The sequence below is a fragment of the Klebsiella sp. LTGPAF-6F genome, assembly GCF_001753185.1.
Classification (GTDB): Bacteria; Pseudomonadota; Gammaproteobacteria; order Enterobacterales; family Enterobacteriaceae; genus Klebsiella; species Klebsiella michiganensis.
The window spans coordinates 206,680-228,482 of sequence record NZ_CP017451.1; the positions used below are offsets into that span (position 1 = coordinate 206,680).

Consider the following 21,803-nt stretch of genomic DNA (forward strand, 5'->3'; position numbering starts at 1 on the left):
TGAATAATGTTTATTCGTAACGGCCGCTTACTCGAACAACTCACCGTTATCAATAATCGGGTTCATCTCAAATCCCGGGAAGTCAGAAAAAAAGCCGGTGGCTGAAATTCGTAACCATTCCAGAATACTATCAAAACACATCCATCTGCGGTTGAGCCGCTCGGCGGCCAAGCCTGTCTTGAGAGAACCGGCAAAAGGATCAACAACAAGCTCGTTTTCCTCCGTCAGGAACCGTATGAAAAAATCGGGGATGGCCGTAGGGAACATCGCCCCATGAGCAGGAAGCCCTAAGCGTTTAGCCTCCTGATGAAACCGGCGAGTGTCAGCACATGCATGGCCTCGGATTATTACATTTTTGGGAATAGCCCCGTCAGTGGATTGAGAAAAGGCCCCTGGTTTCACGACATGGGCACCGTCACCGTAGATGGTCGTACGGTTCTCTCCGCCTCTGGCAACCAACGCGCTGTGGCTCTCAGTGTGGGGCTGCAAAACGCGCTGGTTACAGGAGCGGACAGCATCAGGATTATTGGTCAGCCAGAAAATCATTTCATGACCGGCCAGCAGCTGAACTTTCTTACGGCAGGCCCAATATGTCGGTGAGGGTGGTTTGCTCATATTAACCCATGGCACCCGGTCCATCAGGTAGAGGTCAAGCTTTTCACACAAGGCCAGTAACAGGCGCTCAGGATAGAGGGAACGAGAAGGCCGCCCCGGATTAAAAATATCCTGTCCGATATTCAGCACGACAGAACCACCGTCAACCAGCTGGTGGGCAATTGGCCGAATGGCTTCTACGATGAAATCAATATAGTCACAGTCGTTTTTGAAGGCTGCAGCATAATCCCGCTGCTTTCTGAGCGGATAAGGTGGAGAAGTCAGGCAGAGATGAACCGGCTCGGTATTGCCCGGTAACACCATTGTCGAATTTCCTAAAATCGCTACGCCGAGATCTGTACTGAATGCCACTAAACAAGCCCCTTCCCTGACTTCGGAAAGCCCTGACTTGTTTTTCCGACAGTGGCGCCATAGAGAACGGCCTGAGCTTATACGCTCAATGACGTTCATAGCTTTTAGCGTCTGTTGGAACCAACGGATACGGTGTTTTATTTTGTTATGCGGCACACCGGCCAAACCGAATTTTTCTTTTTTATTGAAATCATTATCTGAAATTGAAAGGCGAGACTGTACCTCCCTATATAACTCATCATTGGTGAGTTCACGCTCGGCATCAGAGTAAATGGCTTCAATTAAATCCAGATTCAGAAGAGACATAACATACCCCTGTGAAATTCGTGTAATCATTATCTCATATTTAATCTTGAATGCCAGGGGCGAATTTCATCAGAATCAAAAATAATACGGAAAGGACATATTTAGTTAATAAACATCCAATGTTTGAGTGTGGTTACCCCCCCGGAAAACCATTTTTCTTTGATTGCAATATCATAGCCCCTGACTAAGGGGGGGGGGTATTTTAAATGGAGATTACTTGTGATGTTCCAGTGTTTATTTCTAATTGTGAACTCCCTTGAAAACAATCAGGTGTAAATAAAAAATGGACACCTGCAACCAAATGTCCACTTCCGGAGCCAGACTGCATTATTAAATCTGTTGTTAAGATTTAATAAATTTTTCGTAAAGTCGTGATAGTTCTTTGTGTCTTAAACAAACAACACGATATAGATTTTGTCTTTCTGTTTCAGGCATTAGCCGATAAATAGCAAGGAGCTCTTCGGTATCACTATTGTAAACCTCATTAAGTGAGACGATCGACCCGGCTGGGCTCTGCTGCTTGTTATCGAGTTCGCTGATTTCTTTCAAACGCAAACTGAAGCTTTTTGCCAGAACAGCGATTTCTTCAGGGGGAAGATTCTGCAATTCTTTCGTCAGGCCTTCACTGTTTGCCTTAAGGGTTTCATCCTTACCGGAGACAAAGCCCCGAATCCATTCCGTCGATACCCCGACCGCACATGCGATGTTGTGTAGTGCTGTCTCACTGGCGACCCCATCCTGGAACCAGGACTCCACTGCAACAGAATCGGTACCGGCGATTAGCGCAACATCATCTGTCTCCATCTTGTGAGATGACATAATTTGAAGCAAATTAACAGGATTAAAAGGCACCATTTTTTCTTCTCCGGCACTCAAATAATTAATTAAAGCAAGACGTTGGGCAGTTTCAGTAGGATCCGGTGAGTGGTATTCATAGTTAACGGATGTTTTGTCCAGAGGCCCACCACGAAGTTGGTCAATCAGGTCGTTATTTGATCCTGGTTTAAGAATCCTAATTGTGTTTTGTTCGCTCTGTCCTGATTGCACAGGATCATCTGCATGTTTGTCGCTGGCATTATTCTGCTCGTCGTTGAAATTCATTGTTTTCTCTATGATTAATAAGGTTTTTCGTTCGCTGCATGTTTACTTCAGAAAGATTATCAGATTTGAAAGTAAGCTTCCTCGCATAACCGCTACAAATGCCGCAGCGGATAATTATTTTTATCGAAAGTTACTTTTCTGGCAGTAAGTGACAACTTGTCACCCCCCTGAACGTGTTGCAATCCTGATTCTGCATCAGCTGTCGTGAGTAAACGTCAGCATTAACAACCTGTTGACCGTCATCGCACATTAGGACAACGACCGGATAGCCACGACCGCTGATTTCAGCTGATTGCTGGTCAATGAAGTCACACTGTGTAAAGTCCCTTGTACCGGACAATATCTGATCCATACCTGTTGCTACGGAGTTATCCAGAGTATGGAAAGCCAGACAAATCACCAGGGCACCGATGGTCAACGTCAGGGCCAATGGACTGCGTCTGCTCCATGCGAAAACGAAACCGCGAATAATGCAAATCGCAATCAGAAAAAGGGCAAGGTAATAAATTTTCTCTAACATTGTCGTCCCATATATTTGCTTTGACTGGTTCAGTCAGCATTTTGCTGGCTGCTACCTTTCCTACGACTGGCTAAACGCTGTTTGATACGCTTGCGGGCCTCTGCCTGTTCATCAATGCAGAGCATCTGTCCGATTAACAAAAGATGCCTTTCTTCGCGTTCAGCATCCGTCAGAAAATCAAATGGTGTCCCCGTAAAATCAGGAGGCAAAGGTAGAGCTTGCTCCCAACGAGATGTAGCCTTAACAGAGAGACTGTTCAGACGCACCTGCACGCCTTCCCGGCCCAACAATGTATATAACTCGATAGCCCGGATTTCTTCCTCAGGATGCTCTGCTACATGGTGCATTCAACAATTCCTTAAGCATGGGCATGAGCGGTAAGTTTGACCCGATTAGCCCCACCATTGGCCCACGTAAACAGCAGGCGGTATTTTGAAGACACGCGGATAGAGGACATATCGCCCGCCCTTTCACGTTCGCGTAACCGCGTATGGTGGATTTTTTCATAGTTACGGCTTTTAAGACGGATCAGGTCGGCTTCGCTTCCCGCAGCGTGTAACTCATTAAGGGCTCTTTTAAGACTGTTAGTAATATCCGTAGGAAGCCCTGACTGCGATTTCCCGCTCGTAAATAACTTCTCAAGATTTTTTTCTTCAAATGAATGAATCATATTTCCTCCTTTGTTATGAATATGATTGCATATTAAAACGCTACGACAAGGGGTCATTTTAAATTTAGAAGAGAAAAGGTGAGTGATATTTCAAAAACATTCGCAGTTTTTGGGCGGGGTGTTTTCAATTTGTTTTTTTGAGGGAAACCCCAAGTGGTTATTTCTGGCTGTTTATGACGAGGTGAATTAACTAAGGGGTTTTTCCTGTTGCCAAATAATTAAGGGGGTTATGGTGGCATCTGGAAGTGATATAATGAACCAACTACCAAGGGGGCGTTATGTCAGCTAACTTTAATTGTCAGATTGTTTCTACCGAACAGAGTGAGGCAGTTATAACTGGCGAAGATGCCGTTACTACTATCTTGGAACAACTGGAATCAGCAGGCATCCAGGTGGAATCACAATGCCGTTCTGGTTATTGCGGTGCATGTCGACTCAAGAAAAAATCGGGTGAAGTGAAGTATGATAATGACCCGCTGGCTTATGTTGGACAGGATGAAATTTTGCCTTGCTGTTGTCGTCCTTGTGGCCTCCTGGTACTGTATATTTAATTTTAATACTGATTCAATCCGAGTAAGGCTAACTTATGGCAAGTAAAGGCATTGAAAAATTAGTCTCTGAGGCAAGTAAAAAAGGATACTCTGTATTTCGCAAAGGAGACAGGATAGAGATTTGTAAACCTAACAGAAAAATGGTGCGTCTGGTTATTTTACCTGATGGTACGGGATACAGGGGAGATGTTGATCTAACGCTGGCAAAAGCCATCAGAACGCAAAAGCAAATGAAAGAGGTACTAGGCCTCTAGACTAGACGCACGGAAAGTAACTTTCTTTGATGGCACCCAAACCAATAATATTAAAAGGAAAGCACAATGTCCGACCATGTGAAGTTTTATGATTACTATATTGTGGAAGGGCCAGAGGTTCAGGCTCTAATTGAGTCCTTCGAGCCGATTTCACAGAAGCGGTCAGAATTAATTAAAGAAGCCATGACACTCGTTGAAGCCGTAGGTTGGGTCGACTCCCAGAGTTTTGGTGATAAGGGGGATAAAATACAGTCATTCGTCTGGAAAGCAGATCACAAATTCCCGTGCGAAATCACGATTAAAAGACGAAGCTATATGGATAAGGTACCGGTGATTGTAGCCCGGGGGAAAGGAAATACATCGGATGGGCGGGAATTCAACAAAAAACTCGATGTAATTATTAAAAATGTTAATAACAAACTCGGTCCTTTCCCATGCTGGTCTTCATACATAATTAATCATTTTGGCATCATGCACAGCGCCCACGGTGGACCAGTAGCCAATCGCCCTTTCGCTACAGCTATCCTGACAACTTACGGTGGTACAATCCCTGGAAGGCAGGATGCATTAGCTTTCGCCATACCTAACAGGAATGATGGGTATAATAAACCAGTTATCATCCCCCCAAACTTCAAGAAACTAACTTATGGACAGTTTTACGACATAACACACCCCCATCTTGTTTAGGTTGCAGATCTCAGATCTGAGGATCAAAAATGAAGCATTACACAGTAATACTGTGTGATAACTTTAGGTTTGCTGATTATCATGTTTTAGCTGAAGACAACTCAGTTGCTGTCACTAGAGCGATATCAGAACACTGCTGGGACGATTCAGAAGAGAGAAAAGAGGAACGGTGCTCAGATCGCTGACTGCAATCACAAGCAATTTTCGTTTATCACGGTTGGTGCAAGTATGCAAAAAGATAAAACAGGCAGTATCGAACCAACAACCTTGGGTGCTGGGGGGCATTTCCGCATCAAAGATATGTTTCGGTTAAAGATGCCCTGTGCTAACTGCCCTTTCAGGAAAGAAGGGGCCATCCATCTGAGCCCTGGTCGTCTATCGTCCATTATCGATACCCTGCTAAAAGATGATCACACAACCTTTTACTGCCATAAAATTGTACATTCTATTGCTGGCGGGCAATTTGAAGATGGCTTGTACACCCCTTCAACGAAAGATGCTATGTGTGCAGGTGCAGCGGCGTATCTCATGAAAGCGGGCAGACCTACAATAGGTATGAGGATTGCGTACCTGACGGGAGCAGTGACCCCAAGTGAGTGGGACAAAGCTGCGGATATGGTAATTGATCCTCCCTTTGATAAAAACAGCAAAAAGCCTGGATAAGAAACCAAAATGAAAAAGGTCTGGAGGCATGTTGTACACATTGACATCACAACTGGAGAAAGAGGAGGCAGGATCTGGGTCTTACGACTTAGCTGCGGTCATACCGTATTTCGCCGTATTCCTCCGCTCAGACTGCATACATTGACGTGCTTTGAAAAACATGAGCCACCACATAGATGTGATTGCAAAATATGTTCCTCCTACGGCATATAATTGTAAGTGTAATGACGTAACCACCGATAAGCCGCTAAAAACATACGATGAGTGGTGTAACAGCAGATTGAGGAAGGTATTATGGGCAACTTTTATTGGGCAATTTGCCATCACTGTGATGGCCACGGTAGCATGGACAACCCTGCATTTTCAGATGGTTTTACCAACTCTGAACTTTACGATATTGAGCCAGAGGAACGGCAAAGGATCGTTAACGGTGCCTATGATGTCCTTTGCACTACCTGTAAAGGCAGCGGGAAAGTGAAAGTTCCAAATATCCGCGAGATGTCTTTCGGCGAAAAAAGAGCGTTAGTGGAAAGACGGCGTGAACAGCGTGAACTGGATGGGCTGAGCCAAATGGAAAAAATGGAACGGATGATGGGATGCTGAGCAGATTTGTGCCCCTCTATGTCCCTGGGGCATACCTCTGGTTTTCCGTTTGCAAAAAAAAATATTTAAACCTTGTTTATGAGCATTTAAGTCAGAAAAGTAACTTAACTGGCCTGTACGATAGATAGACCACTTTCTCTACTACTCAGGCTATTTTTATGAAATCCTCGAAATTTTCTTCCTTCTTTCGGACATCCCTGCCAGTCATTCTTCTGACTGCATTCATGAGCCCTGGTAGCTTTGCCAGCAGTATTGATGAACCAGCCAATGATAAATTTGAGTCTAGCGATTTACCGGGGTTGAACCACTTAACTGATCTGATTAATGAAAGAAACACTACTTCTGCAAAAATATCTGAGCACAACGTGCTTAATCAAAGTCAGGAGGAACTGACCAATAAAATATTCATGCAGCTGAAGAACAAACTTGAACAAGAAAAAATCGATCAACTGATCTCATCATTGAATAAAAACAACTCATCCAGCGAAGAGTTGAATTCTAGCATTCAGCGTCTGATCTCTATACTTGAAAGCCAAAAACAAAGCCATGATGCGGTCATCTCTAAAAATATAACTGCCGAAGCAAATGTTTTAAAATCAACAAAAAATGACATGATTGAGTTAATGGTAGAAGATTTGGGTGCAGACGCTCAAAAGCAAAAAGTCGCCATTGAGAACAACGATCTTCATAGAACGACGGCGATAAACGAATCTCAAGCAATGGATGACCTCATGAGCCAATGGCGAGCATTCTTCCTCACATTTTGTGTGGTTGGTCTGATTGTTTTTATCGCATGCATGACTCGCAAAAAGAAACTTTCTAACAGAAAATAAAATGATATCAGCAGAGTTCTATTCAATAAAAGGACAAAATATATGAGCATGAAAACCACAAAAAGTGATTCTTACTTTAGTCGAAATCAAAAATGGTTGAGCCCGCTTGTTATTCTCGCTTTTTGCCTGTTAAGCTCACAGGTCGGCAAGATTATAGGCGAAAGCAATGTTTTTCCAGGTTACATTATAAAAACTGTTGCAACCATTGCGCTTTTCATCTGCGCATTTAATGCAAGGATGACACCTACCGTGCCTGCCAGAATCATTGTTGCTACGTTCTATTTTAGTGTATTTGGTGTTTTTGGCTTGCTAATTTTTAACTATTTTAATGGGTAGGCACGAATCCTATATTTCATTTAGATTAGATGGAGGGGATTGTAATGATTCAAAATGAACCGACAGGTCGTATGGTTAAAGTCACCAGAGCAACGGGTCGGAGTAGTGACTACCTGGGGCCTTGCGAGATTTGCTCAAAAAATATGCCAGAAGCATACGCAGCACGTTACGGAAGGGAAAGAAAGAGAGCTAATGGTGAAGTCTATATCGATAAATCCGGAGGTGGCACATATGGCCATAGAGAATGTTTATTGCAACTGGTTAATGTTAAACCTGATATATTAGCTCTAAATATTTCCTCAGGAATGTCAAAAAGAAAGTAACTTTCTGCTTGCACTTGGATTAAATCCCAACACCATGATTTTTATAAAAAAGCCTGTCAATGACAGGCTAATATAAAGACCAAAACTTCATAAAAAAACATTCAAAGCCATGGTGTTACGCTATTGAAATTCGGTTTCTTCGAGCATCAACGCATTTCCGACTATATAGTCGCCAGGGCTGATAACGCTTTTAACCAGAAGAGTTGCATTTTTATTTACTGGTAATGATAGAAACTTTCCTTCTTCATTAATAATCAACCAACAATATCGAATGTTTTCATGAACGATTACAGGGTTGAGCTTCACAGCTTCAATGTAACCACCGACCAGTTGTTGCATATCTGCAAGCGAGAATGCACCGTCATTATCACGGCTACCTTCCATGTCCAGAGGGCATAGCCTTGTAATGCGATCGTCTGCTGATATCAGTAATGCCATGAGTTGTTCCTTTCAGTTATGCTGCATTCATTTGTCATTGACTGCATGCATTTTTTCAATGAACGGAACCACCCAGGGCTTTACATAGTGGAAATACTGCTCATCGTCGGTTTTTGAGTCAGAACCTGGTGCTTTCTTTACCTTTACCATTGTATTGTAAACAACCATGTTGTTCACAGCCCCCAGAATAATACGACACATTTTTATATTACCCGTCTCTCCTTCTACAGATGCCTGGTAATTCAATTCTGCGGTAATCTTGTCACGGATTATCATATGTTACCTTTTTGAGTGATACGGGATGAATCTATTTTTCCACATATAAATGTTTAGTCAATGAAATCCCGCATTTTGATTGTAATAAAACATATTTTGTACGCACTATGTTGACCTTTAAGAACGAAAACACAGCTCTTTCCTATGTATCTTTCATTACTAAGAACAACGTGCATATCTATTCTTGCATTTAAAGTCGCTTCGTCAATCCCTTAAATTTCTTTAGGCGGCTAATTTTGGATTAAAGAGGGGGACACATCTCATAAACAGTGGAAAATTATAAGAAGGAAATTACACAATGTTGTCTGTTTTTAATTTCATTATCATTTTCAGATGTAAATTAATTTATGTATGTAATGTTAAGATAGTGATAACATTTCTTCAGATAACTAGTGATTAAATAAATCATTCAGTAATGGTGTTTGAATGTTTTTATGCATAACCTTCTGATCATAAAAGTGAATTCATAGGTAAAAATTCCTTCCCTGCTGTCTTGCTCAGTCTCTTTAGACTTGCTTCTTACCTCAGGATCCGTAACATCGCTCATAAACAGTGAGTGTTTATGGTGGAGTGGTTTGAATGAGTCTTCTGGCGGAGTGGTTGCAAACAAAGTGTTCTGCGAATGTTTGGGTATTCGTTAAGCGCTTATCCGCTAACGATACCGGCGCTACAAAATCCCACCAGTCTGGTCTTTACATGCCGGGAGCCGTCATTGATGAGCTGTTCCCCTCCCTCCGTGATACTCAGTTAAGAAATCCCGAAGCTCTTTTTTCCGTTCATGTGTCATCTCATCCTGATTGTCCTGACCTAAATGATGTAAGGGCCATTTACTACAACAATAAATTTTTCGGCGGCACCCGTGATGAAAAGCGTCTGACGGGTTTTGGTAAACAAAATCCTCTCCAGAATCCGGAGAATACCGGCGCTCTGGCACTTCTCGCCTTCGATCATATGCCAGGAACATCTTCCAGTTATTGTGATGTCTGGGTGTGCAAAGACCTGAGCGAGGAAGAGATTCTTGAACCAATAATTGGTGAAGTTATCCCGGGAGCAACAATATTTGGCCCTGGAGACAAAATAATTGGAGGGTTCGTTACAGAGACCCCTCCAGGAAGAACAAAGTATAAGTTACCACCGGAATGGAATCACTATTTCCCTTCAGGCAGGGAAATTATTGGTTTTGCTGCATGCCATTACGATAAAAAGACAAGCGATCCGGATACTCAACTGACGCGAAGAAGAAAAATTGAGTTTGAAATTTTCCTTGCCGTTGAGGAACTGCACGTGTTGGGGCAGATAGCCAAAGGTTTTGCAACTGTGAATGATTTTATTACGCTTGCTAACTCGGTGAGTAACCGAAGGAAGTCTCGTGCCGGGAAAAGCCTTGAGCTACATCTTGAGTCCCTTTTCACCGAACACGGCGCAACGAGCTTCGAAACGCAGGCCACCACAGAAGGTAAGAAAAAACCCGATTTCATCTTCCCTTCCGGTGCTGCCTATCGCGATCCTGACTACCCGGCAGAACGGTTACGCATGTTGGGGGTAAAAACAACCTGTAAGGACCGCTGGCGGCAGGTACTGAATGAGGCTAACAGAATAGATACAGTACACCTGTTCACCCTACAGCAGGGCGTATCTGTCGCCCAGTTCAGGGAAATGCAGGCTGAGGGCATACGACTCGTTGTACCGGAAGGGTTACATAAGGCCTTTCCCGAGGAAATTAGAGGAGAGTTAATGTCTTTGTCTGCGTTTATCAATGAAATTAAGGAACTCTATTCTTGACGTCTTCCCTAATATCATTGAATGTTTTATTCGCACAGAACAATACCTGCACAGATAAATGAAGAGCCCCTCAGGGCTCTTTTAGTGTACTATTTCCGAGACTTTACAGCCTCGATGATCCGTGACTCCAGCAATTTCGCTACCGCATCAAATACCGGCACGATGACGGAATTTCCGAACTGGCGGTAAGCCTGAGTATCGGATACTGGGATTCGAAAAGTTACTTTCCCTGGCTGCTCAAATCCCATTAGCCGGGCACACTCACGCGGTGTTAGACGCCGAGGACGTCTGGCCATGTTATCAGGGTCATTAAAGTTTTTTTCACCGAGTTCGCTATCCCAACCACGATCAACAAGCGATTCACTGCCATCTTTGTGATACCTTGCTGATATTGTTCTGGAAATAGCTTTATCATCGTCTGGTTTAACCAGGCCAAAGCCAAAGCCATTACCTTTCTCTTGGTGTTTTTTGGCGTATTTATAGAGATAATCCCACAGCTTTGGCGTTAGTGTGTATTTATCATCAACATCACTGTCAAGGAGTTCTCTGAACAGCACTTTTCTTTCAGGAAACAGCGAAGAAATGTCAGCAAGGCTAAATCCCTGACTTAAATTCAGGTCACGTCTGAAGCCCACCAGAACAATACGCTCCCGGTGCTGAGGGATGAAATGCTTACCATCTATAACTTTTGGATCATCCGCACCTGTAGCTTCAGCATCAGCAACGTCGTAACCGAGCTCATTCAGGGTATCCATAATGACACGGAAAGTTTTCCCTTTATCATGGCTTTTGAGGTTCTTGACGTTCTCGAGTACAAAGATGGCCGGTTTTTTTGCCATGATGATACGAGCCACATCAAAGAATAGGGTCCCCTGGGTGTCACATTCAAAACCGTGTTTACGGCCAAGTGAGTTTTTTTTGCTCACACCTGCAAGGCTAAAGGGCTGACACGGGAAACCAGCCAGCAGAACATCATGATCGGGTATCGATTTATCGATATGGGCGTAGGCATCTTCTTCGCTGACATCTTCCTTATGACTGAGTGTCACATCGCGGATGTCCGAATTGAAGATATGCGCTTCGGGATCGCAGTACCAGTTTGCTTTATAAGTTTTGACTGAATAGCTGTTCCATTCACTTGTGAAAACACACTGGCCGCCAATGGCTTCAAACCCATGACGGATACCGCCGATACCGGCGAAGAGATCGATGAAGCGAAAAGCATAATTGGGATGGTTTGCTGGCGGCTGCGGGAGCAGTCTTTCAAGAAGCGATGCCTCAGTTACGGTAAGTGAACGTGGCCCACATTTCCCGTTAATCCAGCGGTTCAGGGTCTCCCTGGTCCAGTCTGAATTTCCCAGCTTACGCAAAAGTTCGGCAACAAACTTCTGATCATAGATTTCAAGGACTTTCCCTATCAGGGACAGGTCCCTTTGCTGTTGTCTGGCCTCTTCATTACGTGCCTCTTCCACCAGCTCTTCCGCAAGGGAATCAAATTCAGACATTATTGCCTCCACAGGTTATATGCGTGATATTCTATCACTCATTTAACCCAGCGCAAATAATATCTGTGATTTTAACCAGTATAACGTGCTCTGCCAGGCAGCACTCTCATTGTTTTTCCAGTCGATTCAGTATTCTTTTCCAGAAACACGATGTCGGTAGCTTTCCCAGTTAAACACTACCCATAGGCTGTTTCCGAGACGCATGCGGTCCATCACGCGCTCACCTACAAGTTTGTTCATCTCTTCCATATTGCTGTTAGTGAGCATCCCCGTAGGGTGTTTTGATGATGACCTGCGATCAACAATCTGGTTGATGATAACTTTTTCATAGCGTGATTCTGTTTGCACTCCAATTTCATCAATGACCAGAAGGTCAACTTTACTGAGATCGTTCAGTAGTTGTTCTTCACTGGTATTCCTGTTGCCGAAGGTATCTTTCATGGACGACATGATGTCTGCAACCGTTATGATTAAAACTGACTTTCCCCGCAACAAGAGGTCATTACAGATTGCTGCTGCCAAATGGTTTTTGCCAGTGCCTGGTTTTCCAGAGAAAATAAAACTGGCGATGTTCCCCTCAAATTCTTCTACATATTGGCGGGCGAGCATGAGTGCTTTCATTTGTCCCTCACATTCAACTAAGTAGTTATCAAATGAACAATTCTGATGCAGAGGACGTATCCCTGACCGGTTAAAAGTCCTTTGCATTTTCATAGCTCTATTCTCGCGCTCAAGGGCCTCCGAGCGAAGCTGTCCCTGTTCCCGCTGCCATTGCAACAACTCCTCAGGTGAATTGAATGCAGGCTCAACGGTCTTGGGCATCATTTTTCTGAGGCGTTTCATGATGTCGCCATTTTTGACAGGGCTCATAGCCGGGTATCCTCTGAAGAGTAGCTTTGAAAAAGCTTCTGAAAACTATCAGCAACATGCTCATCTACTACAGCCTGGTGCCCTTCCACGTACTCCGGGGCATCCTTAAGACCTTTGTATATGATACTGTCCATACCGAACTGATCGGCAGTTATATCTACAATAAAGTGCATGCCATGAACGTTAGCGACAACCCAGTAATGCCCTTTCATGCCTTCAGGGGTGACAATTCCGCCATCACCAACACCATCACCACCGGCGATACGCGTCCTGACCCCAGAAAATTTCTCCAGTAGCATGGAAACCAGAATCGAACCATACATGCAGGTTCCTGTGGTATCAGATGTCTTAAGAGTACTGGAGATTAAATTTTCAAAAATACGCCGGGACATTTCCACCACCTCATGCGGAGGAGAAAATTGTTGCGTCATTATGCCTCCTGTTAATGGTCAGCTGCAGGTACCTACATTTTATCTTTCTTACTGGCTTGAATCTGTTTAACTATCAGCTCCATTTTGGAGCTTCTGTCCTCCAGTAGTTCACGCAGGTCATCCCATATACCGACAGGTATTGGTCTGTCACCAGAAAGCCACTGACGGATGCGTCTGCCGTCCGACAGTCCAAGGGCTCTGGCGAGTTCTGTTTGCCAGCGCTCACCAAACAGCAACTGACCTGCACTGATGAGCAATCCGCGTCTGTTTTCGTTCTCATTGGTTGATTTCATATCTGGCTTCATCTCTGCGGGAGAGCTCCCATCCGGCGAATTGCCGAAATACTTTCCTCCACGCCAAAAAGATTCTCAGCTGGTGGTTTCTCGCCTGCAAGCTGGCAGGCGGTGCAGTCTGCATGATATGAGTTACTTCGCTCCCGGAAAAGAGCCTGGAGAGCGACTACAACCAGAGTACGGTCGTCACCTGTTAAATCTTCAAGTTTCATACAAGCCTCAAAAGTTATGGGTCAGTAGGGGCTGAGAATGGTTAATCCTGATTAATACCGTACGCTGAAAAGTCCTGAACGTTTCCTGTCACAGCAGATAGAAGACGGAGGATGTTCTCTTCTCCGATGACAGCGAGCGCGGTCGGCATCAATCCGAACTCATCGTTTGTCAGACCAATAGCCATTTTATGCTCGCTGTGTCGACTAGCCGACTCGATACGGTCTATGAAGACGTCAATGCAGCCATCGATACCGCGTGCTGCGGCAGCTTTGGTCATATCACAGGCATGGTCCCCGTTCAGTACGAAAAACACACGGCCATCCAGAACCAGAGCGGTTGTATCGCAGCCATACCCGGCAGATGAACTGTTATAGCTGATATGAAAGCGCTCAAATCCGCGAGTCATATTGGGCGCTGGGGTATTGATCACAGGAACAACATCTGAGGAAAAACCCAGCTTAGCTAATTGAGGGATAGTTGACATGAACGCCTCCTTAGGCAGTTAATGGGCGGCTCCGTGGCCTTCCCTTTCAAACAAATTGTACCTTATTTTAGGTACGCAGCAACCCCTTTTATAAAACGAATGTGTTTTCGAAAGGTAAAAGTCGATACTCCCCCACCACCGGTCTAGATCCGACCGTATCTTTCCCTGGTTCCAAGATTTTAAGAATGTCCGTATGATAGGTGGGATTAGAATGCACAGGACCAGTTTGAATGTTTAATAGCCTTTCTGATTATCTACAGCAACAACGAGATCGCGAGGAGGCTCTGAAACGAAAACTAAGCCAGTTGAAGCCAACTGTTAGGAATGGCGAGGCAGGAGAGATAATCGCAGCGCTGATTGACCTCGGCTCAGTGGGGGGCGATTTTAAAAAAACGACGTACGATTATATCTATGAGTATTTTGCATCCGCCCGCTGTATTGATGTGTTGGTGGTAATGTTATTCCTCAATATGAAGCATCCACTCTCCGATGGAGCAATAAAAAAAGCCTATGCAAGACAGTCCGACAGTGAAGATTCGAGGTCTGCTTACATAAGCTTGATAGTTGACACTATTGATAAACGCCGGTAATCCCACAGTCCGCCGCTAACTGGCGTCTCCTTTTTTCCTACGAACGGCCATACTGACCTCCTCACGCAAAACAGAAATGGCCATAAGCTCAGCCTTTAGTCTGGAGGCAGCGAGATCAAGCTCTTTCCCATACCAGGCCAGGGTCTCAAGATCAATGAGTTTTGTGTCGATGGTCGGAGGTAATTCAAGTAGTTCGGGTGGGGTGCTGCTTTAACAAGAACAAATTAATTTCATCAATAGTATTGAACTCCCCAATGATGCTTTCTTCGTAATCTGGTCGCTGGGACTGAACCACTAGCCTGAAGGGCGGTTCGTTAGAGTACATGAAGATAGGTTTCAGACGGGTTTTGACCCATTTTGCCTGGGCGTCGTGAGCCAGGACACAAGCCTCTTCGTAAGTTCTTACCTTTCCAAGCACCGATGAGCGGTCCCTCGCTCCACCGTTAAGACATCTGTCAGTAAATGAGCCGTCTGGTTTAGTGATCCCATAAGGATGATCCCACCATTCATCTAGCTGTTCTTTGCTTCGTTCACTATTAGGGGTGTCATCAAAATTGGCCGGAAGTTTTGGGTCAAGGGGGAGCTGAGATGGCATGCGTTTATCCGTTTTTACCATGTTGAGGCATTAAGCCAGATAGACGCGATACAATTACTGGTAGATGCATCAGACCAGGTAATGTCTATAATTGAAAAACCATGTATAACAGGGAATGGGAACAATGCAAAAAAAAATGCTTACAGTGTTGATCTGTGCCACAGTCTTTCTTTCTGGCTGTAAGGAAGAAGGTATAACCCCAACTGGCAAAGCATGTATGGGCACCGATAATGACTCATTGATTGAAGGCCTGAAGGGGAAGTGCCAGAAAGGCGATACTATAGCGACAAAGAACCCTGCATATTTTTGTGATTTCAAAAGTCAGATTGCTTTTAATAATTACAATAGTGCTATATGTATCTATACCGGAATGCAAGCTGAGGAACGGATTAAAGAAGCCGACATCAGTCCAAGAAAAGACAGCAAACCTCAATCCTGATAAGCCTCCCGGTGTGCCAAAAAATAAGAAAGCTGGGGTTCAAGTTCTTTTGAGGCATCGTACGCCTCAAACCAGAAAACCACAGGTTTCTCAATAACCGTTACCAGCCCAAATCGTTGGGCTGTGCGGAAATTGACTGAGTATGCCTGAGCACGCTCAGGCTGGTGGGCAATCTGTTCCCTGAATCCTTCGATTGAATATGTCGCTTTGAAAAGGTTGCATGCTGAACACGCGGGGAAAAGATTATCTAAATCATGGCGATCAGGATGAAATACTCGTCCATTGCTTCGTGCAACGTGACTCACCCTACTCCCCTGGGGCGCGCGAACTATATCGAAATCTCTACGAACTGGCTCTACATGATCGGCATGCCAGCCCTTTTCCTTCAGCTCACAGCCGCAGTAGGCACACCTGCACGCAAATTTTAATCTGAGTTCTTCTCTTTGCGCTTTGGTGATTTTCGTTTTGGGTTTTTCTGTCCTGGTCTGCATCTCGGTTTTTACGGCATTGTTGTTATGAGAGGGCAACTCTATGAGCTCCCCCCCCTTTTGATTATCTTTTCAGACATAGATCCCCCAGAAAGTAACTTTCTGCAATTTGATAATTGAAAATTAATGAATGGACATCAGTCCTTTTTACTTTCAAAACTTTTAAGGTTAACAACCACCTCTTTTTTGATTTTGACGCGACTATATTTTCTATGTAGTTTATCCAGTTGCCATTCTTGGTCATTAGCCCAATATTGAATGTCGCTAATCGTTAGTATTTCCTTGCCATGTTCAATAAAATCATCAGTGTGTACATCTTTGAGCTCATCAATGAATGACATATCTGACCGGTACTTCAAAATTTGACGGTCCAGTGAATCAATCCAGCTTTTAGGAAAATCCAAATAGAACCATACAGAAAGTATTGTTATAATCCCAAGTCCGTATATCGCCAATGCAATTAAAGGAGAAAATTGCGGGAATAGCTTTATATATGCTATTAAAGGAAGCCAAGGTAACCAAAAAAGGGCTATAAAAATAGGTTGAGGATATTTCTTTTCGATGTAATGGCACGTCCAAAATATTTTGGACGCCTTCTTTCTTTTTGCCTTTATTTCTTTTTTAACTTTATTGTTAATCAACATGTTTAATCCTATCTAATGAGTATCGCTGGTCAATTCCCGATACTCGTTATTAACCCGGTAACGTACAACAGTCTGACACCTTAACGGGGACACCTGTACCTGTTGCCACTTCACAAGAAAAGGTCAGCGGTATGGCTTTGTGGGTAGAACAATTCATGCAGGCTCTTTTAACCAAAGAAGTCGGAAGGATGTTAGGTACGCGCTCTCCAGACGTTGAAATACACATATCCCATCCCGATGAGCAAAGGCGCATAAACCATTTGATACTCAATGAAACTTGCCCTGCTATACCTGGCATCGATATAGAGTTGGATGAGTGAAAGAATGGTAAAAACAAGGTGGTGTGAGATGATGGACAAAACCAGAAATCGTAAATTTTTATATTGAGGCCGCAGGGTAAATAAGCGAACCGCCATAGCCATAGTCACGAGGAACAGGAAAATGGGCTGAGAATGAGGGAACAGAACAATCTGACCACAAGCAATGATTGTGAAATAGACGACCGCCAAAACATTAAATTTTTTCGTCAGATGAGTTGCATGCATATACATCCCGCTTGAATAATCTGGAAGTTAAACCGAATTTTCAGAAGCTACCGCCACTCCCTTTTACCAGACAGGGCACTGGTTTAGTTCTGGCATACTAAAACAGATAATAATCTAACATAGAAAATTTTGGTTTTTCCCGACTTAAAGGTACTTTAAGGCCGTGGAGTGTGTTTTTTTACGTTCGTCGTTAAGTTCCTTTTCTGAATGCTTCCTGATACATCACGTCGTCGGATATCTGATCAAGCATTCTGCTGTTAATATAGCTGTCATCAGTGATGTGAATGAGCCTCCCTCTCCTTCTATGTCGTTTTCTTCTTGCTGCACATTCTGTTTTCACATTTCCCGCGCTGCATACTGGCGTCATTTGAACATCTCGGGATGGAATAGTTAATAGACGATATCAAAATAAGCGATCCTGAAAGACCCTTTTTGTCCCGCATTTCTTTCCTCTCTGGATTTTTTTTGTCCTGTTATTCAGGAATTTCTGAAACAAATTTTGATATAACTGGATTATTGGCGTTAGGACTGTTCATACGGAAAACGGAACTATGATGAGCTCGAAACACGTGGTCATTAGCACGAAGCATCCGGTTGCCGGATACCTGTACCTGGAAATGATCCCCGATAGCGAGGTCGGGTTTTCAGATATCTATCAGATAACAGACAGTCTTTTTCGTGCAGACGTTCTGCCCTGTGACTGGCGAGAGCATAAACGGCAGTGGGGTAAGGACTTTTTGGGCCATGGCTCATGGGATGTGTACTACATCAAACAGCATGAGAACCGAATTAACTGGTTTGGCAATGACAGCATTAAGAAAATTAAGTTCAGATACAGCCTGTCCCTTAAAGAGCTGATTGACTGGGTATCCGACCCCGACCATTGGATAGATATTGCCGTAGAGGTAGATGATACCAGTGGTTCCAGACCAATGGCCGTAGCCATGTTTAATCAGAACCAGCACGTTTAGTCAGTATTTGCGCCGTAAAAAGTCACTTTTACCGGGTGGCGGGAGTGTACATAGGCCCAAAAGTTACTTTTGGGCTGCTGGTGGTGATTAAGTTGATATTTAGTCCAACCTGTTTTTTCGGGAGAGAATAATGCTCAGTTCCAAAACCAGAATTGCCCTGATTGATTATGAAAATATCGGAAGCCTTGAGGGGGTTTCCCTTCATGACTTTGACAAAGTGCTTTTCTTCACGGGCGCTAAACAGGAAAACATTAAAATTCCCGTTACGTCCCTGAGCTCTGCAATTTCTGTATGCATTATTCCGGCGACTGAGGTATCCAAAAACAATGTTGATTTCCATCTGGTTCTGGAACTCGGCCAGCTGACCGCATTGTCCGGGGATACGTCACACTTCTCTGTTATCTCCCGTGACAAGGGCTATGACGGCATTATTGCCCGTCTTAAAGCAGCAGGGATCAGCTGTACAAGGTTCTCTCCAGCCCTGCCCGCTCCGCAGCCGGTTAAAGACACGGCTTCAACAATGAAAGTGATGAAAGCCAAAGAGCATGACATGGGGTACTGGATTAACAGACTGAAGCTTTCCTGCGCATCCTCCCCTAAATCGCTCCCGGCCACGCCAATGGGCTTACAAAATTACCTTTCAAATGTGACAGGGCAAAAATCCTGCTCATTGCTGAACGAGCGGATTAAGCAGGAGCTAATTCGTCTTGGTTTCATCACGATTTACGAAAAAACGCTGGTCTGGAATCGCTCATTACATTCGCCAGCCCAGAAGAGCAGGCGTGCTGATCTCGAGCAGGTGAAATAAGCCGTAGGCCAGGTGAGCAGAATCATAAACATGCGTTGTTTTTGCAACGGAGAAGGAAAGTAACTTTTTTGGCATGTATCGCTCCGTCAGTGGTTAAGAGCGACTCACAATGCGACCTTTTAACCATGATTTAGACTGGTACTGATATGAAATTCAAACTCAAACTTCTGGCGGCATTAATCCTCGGCACCCTTTCATTGCCGGGCCATTCCCGTGTTTATGAGTACACAATAAAAGATATCTACGGTGTGGAGAAATCCGTTAGCGCCGATTCAGCGAAGCTGAACACCACGGAGAAAATCCAGCTTAGCCTGATTTCAGGGCTGGACAGGAAAATCCGTGTGACGGTGAAAAAAGGCGACGCGAATGTCTACAGCACGACGACAGAAAGCGTGAAAGTTGCCGATCGCATCAAATCATCATCAGATGAAGAGTTTTACGGGAAAGTTATAACCATGCCACCGTTAAGTGAAGGGCTGTATACCATTACCTCGGAAATATTGAATACCCAGGATGCCCTTATTGATTCGACAACTCAATCATTCCTGATTGATACGTCTGGCCCCACAGCCGATAACATGAGGATTGACCAGCGTCCGGGATATGACATGGTGCTTACCGGAAACCTCTGGGAACTGGGGTTGGGGGCAGAAGCAAAACTATATGTCACCGTCAAAAATGTGAAAGCGACGGCCGGTTTTGATAAAGCTACTATCCAGATCTTAAATCCCGATAATACCGTCTATTCCAAAATGGACATGGTTTACGACAGCGGTTCTGCATCGCTTTCTGTTCCGTGGACTAAGGGGAGCGCGGTTAAAGCCGACTGGATGCCGGTGTCCAATGCGGATACAGAATATCGCTTTCGTGTCACGCTATACGACAAGGCAGGTACCCGAAAAGTCCTGCCGGATCAGAAGTTCCTCTTTGACTCGGATTTAGGCGAATACACGCTAGTCGCGGTGTATGACCCTACAGCTGAAACCAGTGTTATACCCGGATTCAGTAAAGGGTATGTTGAATATAAATCGGGGATGACGGTCAATCTGAATCCCATTACTTTTGTCTACCGTGTCCCTTCTACGAACCGCAGGGAGTACAGAAAAGGTGGGCTGGCCTTCGGGAACATAATTTCTGAGGCTAACGGCTACAGCTATGTGTCGGTCACGACCCCTTACCAGACGCTCTCTGTTATCCATAACGGTTATCAGTGGGGGGGGGCCAGTGTTACCTACAATATTAAAATGGGTGCAGATGCGCCGGTAAGCCCGACTACTCCTGACGTGTGGATTACCTCGGACAAGAAAAGCTCGGTAAGCTCATATGATTTCCTCTGGAAAACATCCGATCTCCCGGTGACATTTCTTACTGCCCGCGTGAAAGCGTCGGCACGAAATTACATTCAAAAGGCTATGTCTAATACCGGAGGTTTCTTATGTAACATTCCTGTCGGCGAGCTGGAGTGTGAAGGGAAAATTGTTGGGAATATTCAAAAAAGTGGTAACGGCCATATGGGTTTTTTCTTCAAGATGACCAACTCAGATGGCACCCTTTTCTCACAATATGCTGAAAGGCGGCAATACTGGAATGCTGACCAGTTGCCCAGAATTACTGGTTATGATTATCAGGAAGACAAGAAAAAGGTTCTGCTATTTGTGAATCTACCGGGGAACGGCAGTTTACGGTACAAATTGCAGCTCAAGTCTGCGGTTCTGATTAATGCGGATTCAAATGTCCAGGTGTTAACCGGTACCAATACAGCGATTGCTGGTGATGATTACACCTACACGTTTGATTTGGGAGCTCTCCCGGAAGGCAAATATAACCTTTCCTTCCTTGCCAAAGACACCTTCGATAATGAATCGTCATCGCCGTTCATCACGCTGGTGAACGATATGACCCCCCCAGACGTCATATTTAATTATGAAAATGCCCCGCTTGCTTCCGGTTCTACCGTGTATGGGCTGGAGAACATCGCGATTAGCCTGAATGACGCGCTGACAAAGCCTGTTCTCGAACGCCTTGAGCTGAAAGGTGGCCCCGCATCTGATAGCGTGATTCTTGGTTTCAACCAGAATGCCGATGGCTCCTATACGCCAGATTATCCACGTCTGTTCCCTACCCTTGTCGAAAATACCGATAAATACACCCTGACGGCGTATGCAACGGATACCAAAGGGAACGCCACTCAGAAAAGCATTCAGTTCGCCTACTATCCGAAAAATCTTGTGACCCTGGAAAAACTCAAAACGCTGGGTGTGGTGAAGGCGCTGAAAACCAGCGACAACACTCCGCTGGCCGTCATGCGTACCGGGCAGTTGAGGCGGAACGATGGCTCCTTGGTTCAGGGTGTACAAACTGCCAACATCACGCTCAGGACTGACGCTAATTATGCGATCAACATACTGGGTACTGTCATTCAGCCGGGCGAAACCAAAAACATCCAGATAGACCTCGGCGCTGGTGTTAACACAACGGTCCCAATTTTCCCGGCAACAAACGGCGCTACCGGGCAAAGCGATTTCATCATTGAGTTTCCGCAAATTAAATAGCGACTCACGATTACGGGTCCCTGCTGTTGGGCCGGTAATTTTTGGATAAACACGACAACGCCGAAT

The 21,803-nt window shown here is 44.6% G+C and carries 30 protein-coding genes; 14 read left to right on the forward strand and 16 right to left on the reverse strand.

The annotated features are described in order from the left end of the window. Positions 1 to 27 precede the first annotated feature (27 nt). The 5 genes from BJF97_RS29905 to BJF97_RS29925 form a co-directional block, all read right to left on the reverse strand. Positions 28 to 1,272, reverse strand: a complete 1,245-nt coding sequence (locus BJF97_RS29905; RefSeq protein ID WP_046654925.1) for a site-specific DNA-methyltransferase — start codon at positions 1,270 to 1,272, stop codon at positions 28 to 30. 342 nt (positions 1,273 to 1,614) lie between these two features. Continuing rightward, on the reverse strand, positions 1,615 to 2,373 hold the full coding sequence (locus BJF97_RS29910) for a hypothetical protein (RefSeq protein ID WP_223433953.1): 759 nt from the start codon (positions 2,371 to 2,373) through the stop codon (positions 1,615 to 1,617). A gap of 130 nt (positions 2,374 to 2,503) precedes the next feature. Next, positions 2,504 to 2,893, reverse strand: a complete 390-nt coding sequence (locus BJF97_RS29915; RefSeq protein ID WP_046654926.1) for a hypothetical protein — start codon at positions 2,891 to 2,893, stop codon at positions 2,504 to 2,506. A 29-nt stretch (positions 2,894 to 2,922) separates the two neighbouring features. Further along, positions 2,923 to 3,240: a hypothetical protein gene (locus BJF97_RS29920; RefSeq protein WP_046654927.1), complete on the reverse strand. Its 318-nt coding sequence runs from the start codon at positions 3,238 to 3,240 to the stop codon at positions 2,923 to 2,925. Between the two features lie 11 nt (positions 3,241 to 3,251). Next, positions 3,252 to 3,563 carry a type II toxin-antitoxin system RelE/ParE family toxin gene (locus BJF97_RS29925; protein ID WP_004181835.1) on the reverse strand — a complete coding sequence of 104 codons (312 nt, stop codon included), beginning with the start codon at positions 3,561 to 3,563 and terminating at the stop codon, positions 3,252 to 3,254. Positions 3,564 to 3,841: 278 nt separating this feature from the next. Between BJF97_RS29925 and yfaE the strand changes: the two genes are divergently transcribed. The 8 genes from yfaE (at position 3,842) to BJF97_RS29960 (ending at position 7,813) form a co-directional block, all read left to right on the forward strand. Further along, positions 3,842 to 4,114: a class I ribonucleotide reductase maintenance protein YfaE gene (gene yfaE, locus BJF97_RS33460; protein ID WP_016947059.1), complete on the forward strand. Its 273-nt coding sequence runs from the start codon at positions 3,842 to 3,844 to the stop codon at positions 4,112 to 4,114. A 35-nt stretch (positions 4,115 to 4,149) separates the two neighbouring features. Further along, the gene (locus tag BJF97_RS29930; protein ID WP_004181834.1) at positions 4,150 to 4,368 is read left to right on the forward strand and encodes a hypothetical protein; all 219 of its coding nucleotides are present in this window, start codon (positions 4,150 to 4,152) and stop codon (positions 4,366 to 4,368) included. 66 nt (positions 4,369 to 4,434) lie between these two features. Next, on the forward strand, positions 4,435 to 5,055 hold the full coding sequence (locus tag BJF97_RS29935; RefSeq protein ID WP_046654928.1) for a hypothetical protein: 621 nt from the start codon (positions 4,435 to 4,437) through the stop codon (positions 5,053 to 5,055). 228 nt (positions 5,056 to 5,283) lie between these two features. Next, a complete protein-coding gene (locus tag BJF97_RS29940) occupies positions 5,284 to 5,718 on the forward strand; it encodes a hypothetical protein (RefSeq protein ID WP_077251652.1) in 435 nt (144 codons plus the stop codon). Positions 5,719 to 6,012: 294 nt separating this feature from the next. Next, positions 6,013 to 6,321: a hypothetical protein gene (locus BJF97_RS29945; protein WP_070083066.1), complete on the forward strand. Its 309-nt coding sequence runs from the start codon at positions 6,013 to 6,015 to the stop codon at positions 6,319 to 6,321. A 158-nt stretch (positions 6,322 to 6,479) separates the two neighbouring features. Beyond that, a complete protein-coding gene (locus tag BJF97_RS29950; protein ID WP_046654930.1) occupies positions 6,480 to 7,154 on the forward strand; it encodes a hypothetical protein in 675 nt (224 codons plus the stop codon). A gap of 42 nt (positions 7,155 to 7,196) precedes the next feature. Then, positions 7,197 to 7,490, forward strand: a complete 294-nt coding sequence (locus BJF97_RS29955) for a hypothetical protein (protein WP_070083067.1) — start codon at positions 7,197 to 7,199, stop codon at positions 7,488 to 7,490. A 44-nt stretch (positions 7,491 to 7,534) separates the two neighbouring features. After that, complete coding sequence (locus BJF97_RS29960) at positions 7,535 to 7,813, forward strand: hypothetical protein (protein WP_124737157.1); 279 nt, start codon at positions 7,535 to 7,537, stop codon at positions 7,811 to 7,813. A 120-nt stretch (positions 7,814 to 7,933) separates the two neighbouring features. Here the strand turns inward: BJF97_RS29960 and BJF97_RS29965 are convergent, their stop codons facing one another. Together BJF97_RS29965 and BJF97_RS29970 are read right to left on the reverse strand one after the other, a co-directional pair. Further along, entirely contained in the window at positions 7,934 to 8,251 is a 318-nt protein-coding gene (locus BJF97_RS29965) for a DUF3846 domain-containing protein (RefSeq protein WP_046654932.1), read from the reverse strand. 27 nt (positions 8,252 to 8,278) lie between these two features. Then, a complete protein-coding gene (locus tag BJF97_RS29970) occupies positions 8,279 to 8,527 on the reverse strand; it encodes a hypothetical protein (RefSeq protein WP_004883142.1) in 249 nt (82 codons plus the stop codon). 579 nt (positions 8,528 to 9,106) lie between these two features. Between BJF97_RS29970 and BJF97_RS29975 the strand changes: the two genes are divergently transcribed. Further along, positions 9,107 to 10,309, forward strand: a complete 1,203-nt coding sequence (locus tag BJF97_RS29975; RefSeq protein ID WP_004883140.1) for a type II restriction endonuclease — start codon at positions 9,107 to 9,109, stop codon at positions 10,307 to 10,309. Positions 10,310 to 10,398: 89 nt separating this feature from the next. Here BJF97_RS29975 and BJF97_RS29980 read toward each other — a convergent pair whose 3' ends face one another. From BJF97_RS29980 to BJF97_RS30000, 5 genes are all read right to left on the reverse strand, one after another. Further along, positions 10,399 to 11,814, reverse strand: a complete 1,416-nt coding sequence (locus tag BJF97_RS29980) for a DNA cytosine methyltransferase (RefSeq protein WP_004883137.1) — start codon at positions 11,812 to 11,814, stop codon at positions 10,399 to 10,401. A 126-nt stretch (positions 11,815 to 11,940) separates the two neighbouring features. Continuing rightward, positions 11,941 to 12,684 (reverse strand): DNA replication protein DnaC, encoded by a 744-nt coding sequence (gene dnaC, locus BJF97_RS29985; RefSeq protein WP_070083068.1) that lies wholly within the window; start codon positions 12,682 to 12,684, stop codon positions 11,941 to 11,943. Continuing rightward, positions 12,681 to 13,115: a hypothetical protein gene (locus BJF97_RS29990; RefSeq protein ID WP_004196690.1), complete on the reverse strand. Its 435-nt coding sequence runs from the start codon at positions 13,113 to 13,115 to the stop codon at positions 12,681 to 12,683. The genes dnaC and BJF97_RS29990 overlap by 4 nt, the downstream gene beginning before the upstream one ends. A 32-nt stretch (positions 13,116 to 13,147) precedes the next feature. Further along, positions 13,148 to 13,408 carry a hypothetical protein gene (locus BJF97_RS29995; RefSeq protein WP_004026466.1) on the reverse strand — a complete coding sequence of 87 codons (261 nt, stop codon included), beginning with the start codon at positions 13,406 to 13,408 and terminating at the stop codon, positions 13,148 to 13,150. 253 nt (positions 13,409 to 13,661) lie between these two features. Next, a complete protein-coding gene (locus BJF97_RS30000; protein ID WP_004026468.1) occupies positions 13,662 to 14,105 on the reverse strand; it encodes a hypothetical protein in 444 nt (147 codons plus the stop codon). Between the two features lie 230 nt (positions 14,106 to 14,335). Here BJF97_RS30000 and BJF97_RS30005 point away from each other — a divergent pair, with 230 nt between their 5' ends. Further along, the gene (locus BJF97_RS30005) at positions 14,336 to 14,695 is read left to right on the forward strand and encodes a hypothetical protein (RefSeq protein ID WP_004196726.1); all 360 of its coding nucleotides are present in this window, start codon (positions 14,336 to 14,338) and stop codon (positions 14,693 to 14,695) included. A gap of 184 nt (positions 14,696 to 14,879) precedes the next feature. Here the strand turns inward: BJF97_RS30005 and BJF97_RS30010 are convergent, their stop codons facing one another. Further along, positions 14,880 to 15,290, reverse strand: a complete 411-nt coding sequence (locus tag BJF97_RS30010) for a hypothetical protein (RefSeq protein WP_040120493.1) — start codon at positions 15,288 to 15,290, stop codon at positions 14,880 to 14,882. Between the two features lie 124 nt (positions 15,291 to 15,414). Here BJF97_RS30010 and BJF97_RS30015 point away from each other — a divergent pair, with 124 nt between their 5' ends. Next, complete coding sequence (locus tag BJF97_RS30015) at positions 15,415 to 15,729, forward strand: hypothetical protein (protein ID WP_004181824.1); 315 nt, start codon at positions 15,415 to 15,417, stop codon at positions 15,727 to 15,729. On the opposite strand, the gene BJF97_RS35765 is transcribed toward BJF97_RS30015, so the two are convergent. From BJF97_RS35765 to BJF97_RS30030, 3 genes are all read right to left on the reverse strand, one after another. Further along, positions 15,720 to 16,220, reverse strand: coding sequence for an HNH endonuclease (locus tag BJF97_RS35765; protein WP_223819061.1), 501 nt, complete (start codon positions 16,218 to 16,220; stop codon positions 15,720 to 15,722). The genes BJF97_RS30015 and BJF97_RS35765 overlap by 10 nt on opposite strands. A gap of 134 nt (positions 16,221 to 16,354) precedes the next feature. Beyond that, the gene (locus BJF97_RS30025; protein WP_004196707.1) at positions 16,355 to 16,861 is read right to left on the reverse strand and encodes a hypothetical protein; all 507 of its coding nucleotides are present in this window, start codon (positions 16,859 to 16,861) and stop codon (positions 16,355 to 16,357) included. Positions 16,862 to 17,052: 191 nt separating this feature from the next. Then, a complete protein-coding gene (locus BJF97_RS30030; protein ID WP_004181821.1) occupies positions 17,053 to 17,406 on the reverse strand; it encodes a hypothetical protein in 354 nt (117 codons plus the stop codon). A 551-nt stretch (positions 17,407 to 17,957) separates the two neighbouring features. Here BJF97_RS30030 and BJF97_RS30035 point away from each other — a divergent pair. From BJF97_RS30035 to BJF97_RS30045, 3 genes are all read left to right on the forward strand, one after another. Then, positions 17,958 to 18,377 carry a hypothetical protein gene (locus BJF97_RS30035; RefSeq protein WP_070083070.1) on the forward strand — a complete coding sequence of 140 codons (420 nt, stop codon included), beginning with the start codon at positions 17,958 to 17,960 and terminating at the stop codon, positions 18,375 to 18,377. Between the two features lie 130 nt (positions 18,378 to 18,507). Continuing rightward, positions 18,508 to 19,185, forward strand: coding sequence for a PIN domain-containing protein (locus BJF97_RS30040; RefSeq protein WP_004196712.1), 678 nt, complete (start codon positions 18,508 to 18,510; stop codon positions 19,183 to 19,185). Between the two features lie 146 nt (positions 19,186 to 19,331). Beyond that, positions 19,332 to 21,737: an Ig-like domain-containing protein gene (locus tag BJF97_RS30045; protein ID WP_038992084.1), complete on the forward strand. Its 2,406-nt coding sequence runs from the start codon at positions 19,332 to 19,334 to the stop codon at positions 21,735 to 21,737. The last annotated feature ends 66 nt before the right edge of the window (positions 21,738 to 21,803 follow it).

Coding starts and splice junctions, on each gene's coding strand:
- BJF97_RS29905 (WP_046654925.1), bottom strand. CDS start 1,272: ATGTCTCTTCTGAATCTGGATTTAATTGAAGCCATTTACTCTGATGCC.
- BJF97_RS29910 (WP_223433953.1), bottom strand. CDS start 2,373: ATGAATTTCAACGACGAGCAGAATAATGCCAGCGACAAACATGCAGAT.
- BJF97_RS29915 (WP_046654926.1), bottom strand. CDS start 2,893: ATGTTAGAGAAAATTTATTACCTTGCCCTTTTTCTGATTGCGATTTGC.
- BJF97_RS29920 (WP_046654927.1), bottom strand. CDS start 3,240: ATGCACCATGTAGCAGAGCATCCTGAGGAAGAAATCCGGGCTATCGAG.
- BJF97_RS29925 (WP_004181835.1), bottom strand. CDS start 3,563: ATGATTCATTCATTTGAAGAAAAAAATCTTGAGAAGTTATTTACGAGC.
- yfaE (WP_016947059.1), top strand. CDS start 3,842: ATGTCAGCTAACTTTAATTGTCAGATTGTTTCTACCGAACAGAGTGAG.
- BJF97_RS29930 (WP_004181834.1), top strand. CDS start 4,150: ATGGCAAGTAAAGGCATTGAAAAATTAGTCTCTGAGGCAAGTAAAAAA.
- BJF97_RS29935 (WP_046654928.1), top strand. CDS start 4,435: ATGTCCGACCATGTGAAGTTTTATGATTACTATATTGTGGAAGGGCCA.
- BJF97_RS29940 (WP_077251652.1), top strand. CDS start 5,284: ATGCAAAAAGATAAAACAGGCAGTATCGAACCAACAACCTTGGGTGCT.
- BJF97_RS29945 (WP_070083066.1), top strand. CDS start 6,013: ATGGGCAACTTTTATTGGGCAATTTGCCATCACTGTGATGGCCACGGT.
- BJF97_RS29950 (WP_046654930.1), top strand. CDS start 6,480: ATGAAATCCTCGAAATTTTCTTCCTTCTTTCGGACATCCCTGCCAGTC.
- BJF97_RS29955 (WP_070083067.1), top strand. CDS start 7,197: ATGAGCATGAAAACCACAAAAAGTGATTCTTACTTTAGTCGAAATCAA.
- BJF97_RS29960 (WP_124737157.1), top strand. CDS start 7,535: ATGATTCAAAATGAACCGACAGGTCGTATGGTTAAAGTCACCAGAGCA.
- BJF97_RS29965 (WP_046654932.1), bottom strand. CDS start 8,251: ATGGCATTACTGATATCAGCAGACGATCGCATTACAAGGCTATGCCCT.
- BJF97_RS29970 (WP_004883142.1), bottom strand. CDS start 8,527: ATGATAATCCGTGACAAGATTACCGCAGAATTGAATTACCAGGCATCT.
- BJF97_RS29975 (WP_004883140.1), top strand. CDS start 9,107: ATGAGTCTTCTGGCGGAGTGGTTGCAAACAAAGTGTTCTGCGAATGTT.
- BJF97_RS29980 (WP_004883137.1), bottom strand. CDS start 11,814: ATGTCTGAATTTGATTCCCTTGCGGAAGAGCTGGTGGAAGAGGCACGT.
- dnaC (WP_070083068.1), bottom strand. CDS start 12,684: ATGAGCCCTGTCAAAAATGGCGACATCATGAAACGCCTCAGAAAAATG.
- BJF97_RS29990 (WP_004196690.1), bottom strand. CDS start 13,115: ATGACGCAACAATTTTCTCCTCCGCATGAGGTGGTGGAAATGTCCCGG.
- BJF97_RS29995 (WP_004026466.1), bottom strand. CDS start 13,408: ATGAAATCAACCAATGAGAACGAAAACAGACGCGGATTGCTCATCAGT.
- BJF97_RS30000 (WP_004026468.1), bottom strand. CDS start 14,105: ATGTCAACTATCCCTCAATTAGCTAAGCTGGGTTTTTCCTCAGATGTT.
- BJF97_RS30005 (WP_004196726.1), top strand. CDS start 14,336: ATGTTTAATAGCCTTTCTGATTATCTACAGCAACAACGAGATCGCGAG.
- BJF97_RS30010 (WP_040120493.1), bottom strand. CDS start 15,290: ATGCCATCTCAGCTCCCCCTTGACCCAAAACTTCCGGCCAATTTTGAT.
- BJF97_RS30015 (WP_004181824.1), top strand. CDS start 15,415: ATGCAAAAAAAAATGCTTACAGTGTTGATCTGTGCCACAGTCTTTCTT.
- BJF97_RS35765 (WP_223819061.1), bottom strand. CDS start 16,220: ATGCAGACCAGGACAGAAAAACCCAAAACGAAAATCACCAAAGCGCAA.
- BJF97_RS30025 (WP_004196707.1), bottom strand. CDS start 16,861: ATGTTGATTAACAATAAAGTTAAAAAAGAAATAAAGGCAAAAAGAAAG.
- BJF97_RS30030 (WP_004181821.1), bottom strand. CDS start 17,406: ATGCATGCAACTCATCTGACGAAAAAATTTAATGTTTTGGCGGTCGTC.
- BJF97_RS30035 (WP_070083070.1), top strand. CDS start 17,958: ATGATGAGCTCGAAACACGTGGTCATTAGCACGAAGCATCCGGTTGCC.
- BJF97_RS30040 (WP_004196712.1), top strand. CDS start 18,508: ATGCTCAGTTCCAAAACCAGAATTGCCCTGATTGATTATGAAAATATC.
- BJF97_RS30045 (WP_038992084.1), top strand. CDS start 19,332: ATGAAATTCAAACTCAAACTTCTGGCGGCATTAATCCTCGGCACCCTT.